We start from the raw sequence: 2,788 nt of genomic DNA, 5'->3' as shown, positions 1-2,788 counted from the left end.
ACTTCGTCAAAAACTTCTTCAGCCTGGTTAAGATACTTCTCCGATCCCCGTTTATGAGCAGTTGCCAGAAGCGCATCATGTAAAATTTTCGGGTTCAGCGTGGTTCCATGCAGCTGTTCTAAAATGTAAATATCGTAGAAATCTCTCATGCGGGTATTGGTTGTGGTTCTGGTAATAATGGTTTCCAGTTTTTCTGCCAGCACAGTTTCTAAATTATAAGCCCAAATATCAATGGAGCGATCTTCCAGCATAAGTTTGAATGAATACCGAACCTCTCTTGGAGTGATTGCATCTCCCGTAGAAATATCAATTTTCAAAGGGGTCACTACACCATCGAATGTTGTACTCATGCTGACACGAATCCCCGGATACTCTGCTTCATCCATAATCTCCGAAATACTTTTCAGCTGAAATTTAACACCATCATCAATCGGAACAGTTACGATTGATGAAATTAGATTCTCAATATCCTCCACATTAACATTAGCTCCTTTTATGGTTGCATCCAAATCCATCGTAGAGCGGGCATCCAATCCAACCATAGCCGCTACCAACATACCACCCTTTAAGATAAACTTATCACGATACTCAGAAAGAGAAATACGCTCCAAAAAACGCTCCATCATGTAGTTCCTCATTAAAATCTGAGCATCTGCGGATTTTTCTCTGGAAAGGTTTCGTATTAAATCTTTAAGCTGCCTTGCTGTTTTTATCATAAAAGTACCTCCAAATACTGTCGTAAAATTTTTTCCACCTTGAACATCCCAGCATATTGCATTAAAGCTCGCAGGTTCTTATCTTTTCTACGGGCATAAGATTTTAGCGCTCCCTGAAAGGTCTGAATTTCAATTCTGCTGCGGCTTCTGAGCAAATCACAGATCGTCCGCTCCATATCATAAACCGGCACAGTATGCCCGAACGGAGTTTTCGCTGTTGTAAGTCCTACATCATGTAAGTCTGCTTTAATCGTAAAAACTTGAATGCCTTCTGCTTTCATTTTGCTTGGATTGCATCCAGTTTTGACCGTAACTGTATATTCTATTGGTTCACGGTCTGTCAGATCGTGAAAAAATAAAGCTGTTTCATGTGAAAATACTGCTTGTTCAAATCGCAAATGAAGCAGATACATGGCATCCACCCAGGAATCTTTGGCCAGATAAATCCCATGTGCGACTCTATCCAAATCTCGTGAACGCACATAATCATAAAATACCGGCTTTGAAATTCCAGAAGATACGACCTGTGATGTTCGTAGCATTCCTTCTTGTGCTGTTAGCATCTGATCCAGCTGTTCAAATTGTCCCATCATATCACTTCCTTTCGCACTAATATTATACGCGATATTAGTTCAAAAGTAAAATCGTGGATATATAGTTCCTCTTCCCAAATTTAACAGACGGTGTTTGGCATTTTGTGGCTTTGCGTATTTTTTATCCATAAACCCAATCCTGAATGGCAAATTTCAAACTCTGCACCTTGCCCAGCAGCCAGATTGCAGCCAGCGGCAGCCCCATCGGGCTAATCAAAAATGCCATAACCAGCAAAATCGCGCCATTCTGCGGGGAATAGGTAAGCAGCACAGCCACGCCAAGCAGAGCAATTACCGTGCTGAGCAGACCAAGCACCAGACCGGATATGTAGATCAGCCCCATGCAGAGCCAGACAAAAAGTGTCAACACCAAAATGACCGGTGCAGTTACAATCATCAGCAGGCATTTCAAAATCTTCATTCCAGTTCCTCCTTCCAACGCTCCAGATGCCGTTTGCATAGGGCGTCCGCTTCTCTCTCATCATCTTCCGTAAGCTCCCGTCGGCCTTTGGTCAGTTCAATCTCCAGATAAGTCCGGTAATCATCAGCTAAAAGGTCGAACAGTTCCCTGGGAGTATGGCACACCTCGCCAGTGCAATAGTGAAAGTCCTGGTCAAATTCAACCCTTACACATCCATGACGGCTGATATAAACTTCGATGGTCTCGTCTGCGGCCAGGTAGTCCGCAAAAATCTCCAGCACTTTTTCAAAGGTCAGCATCTGTTTTCACTCCTTTGTTTTACTTCTTATTCTACTCATATTATCCGGTACAAACAGGCAAAAGACAAGGATACCGGCAAAAAGAAAAAGCGGAGGAAGGTGCGGCGAAGAAACGCCGTTCCTCCCTCCGCAAATGGAGTATCTATCCCTGTTATGAAAGTTTGGAGAGTTGGGTAAGGATTTCCTTCACACCCTCCCACAGTTGTTCCTGCCGCTGGGATATATCCTCCAAGTCAGCATCATAAATCCGCCCGGTCTCATGCACTTTGCGAGTCAGCTGATTCAAGTTGTTGCTGCTTCGGCGCATCAGGGAAACCAACTCCTTCAGCTCCGGCAGATCCAGTTTGACCACATACCCATCCAGTGCCATTTTCCGCAGATAAGCGCTCAAATTCTCTGTCCCGTATTGCTGCATCTTTTGATGGATCAGCTCCAGTTCTTCTGCGGACACCCAAAACAAAACCGGAACATCCCGCTTGCGCTTTGCCATGGTTATCTCTCCGGCTCCCGTTTTTTCGGGGCGGCAGACTTATGGGCGGGCAGCTCCTGTTTGAGCTTTTGCAGGACAGAACTTTTCTGCTGTTCTTGAGCAACTTTTCGGAACTGTCTGGTGAACAGATCGGTCAGACCGGGATTGACCCCATCCACAACCAGATAAGCACAGTGGCGGGAAGCATCGCTGTCCTCCGGCATGGGAATGGTTTTTGCCCAGGCTTTATTGTCCTGAGAGATACGCCCGTCATGGTTCTTGTGCTGGAT

The 2,788-nt window shown here is 45.0% G+C and carries 6 protein-coding genes; all 6 read right to left on the bottom strand.

Annotated elements, in window-relative coordinates:
- Positions 1-716 (bottom strand): nucleotidyl transferase AbiEii/AbiGii toxin family protein (locus ACZMB2_RS13905; protein ID WP_487597163.1); only part of this gene is annotated, 716 nt, incomplete at its 3' end.
- Positions 713-1,309, bottom strand: a complete 597-nt coding sequence (locus ACZMB2_RS13900; RefSeq protein WP_487597162.1) for a type IV toxin-antitoxin system AbiEi family antitoxin domain-containing protein — start codon at positions 1,307-1,309, stop codon at positions 713-715. The genes ACZMB2_RS13900 and ACZMB2_RS13905, both read right to left, overlap by 4 nt.
- A gap of 121 nt (positions 1,310-1,430) precedes the next feature.
- Positions 1,431-1,730, bottom strand: a complete 300-nt coding sequence (locus tag ACZMB2_RS13895) for a CD1845 family protein (RefSeq protein ID WP_487597161.1) — start codon at positions 1,728-1,730, stop codon at positions 1,431-1,433.
- Complete coding sequence (locus tag ACZMB2_RS13890) at positions 1,727-2,029, bottom strand: hypothetical protein (RefSeq protein WP_117502833.1); 303 nt, start codon at positions 2,027-2,029, stop codon at positions 1,727-1,729. Before ACZMB2_RS13890 ends, ACZMB2_RS13895 begins: the two co-directional genes overlap by 4 nt.
- A gap of 151 nt (positions 2,030-2,180) precedes the next feature.
- Entirely contained in the window at positions 2,181-2,519 is a 339-nt protein-coding gene (locus ACZMB2_RS13885; RefSeq protein ID WP_117453440.1) for a plasmid mobilization protein, read from the bottom strand.
- A 2-nt stretch (positions 2,520-2,521) separates the two neighbouring features.
- Positions 2,522-2,788 (bottom strand): DUF3849 domain-containing protein (locus ACZMB2_RS13880; protein ID WP_487597160.1); only part of this gene is annotated, 267 nt, incomplete at its 5' end.

This window comes from Hominiventricola sp. (genome assembly GCF_057604405.1).
This window is presented reverse-complemented; position numbering and strand designations above follow the sequence as displayed.

Excerpts from the sequence above, each read along its gene's own strand:
- ACZMB2_RS13900 (WP_487597162.1), bottom strand. The coding sequence starts at position 1,309 with ATGATGGGACAATTTGAACAGCTGGATCAGATGCTAACAGCACAAGAA.
- ACZMB2_RS13885 (WP_117453440.1), bottom strand. The coding sequence starts at position 2,519 with ATGGCAAAGCGCAAGCGGGATGTTCCGGTTTTGTTTTGGGTGTCCGCA.
- ACZMB2_RS13890 (WP_117502833.1), bottom strand. The coding sequence starts at position 2,029 with ATGCTGACCTTTGAAAAAGTGCTGGAGATTTTTGCGGACTACCTGGCC.
- ACZMB2_RS13895 (WP_487597161.1), bottom strand. The coding sequence starts at position 1,730 with ATGAAGATTTTGAAATGCCTGCTGATGATTGTAACTGCACCGGTCATT.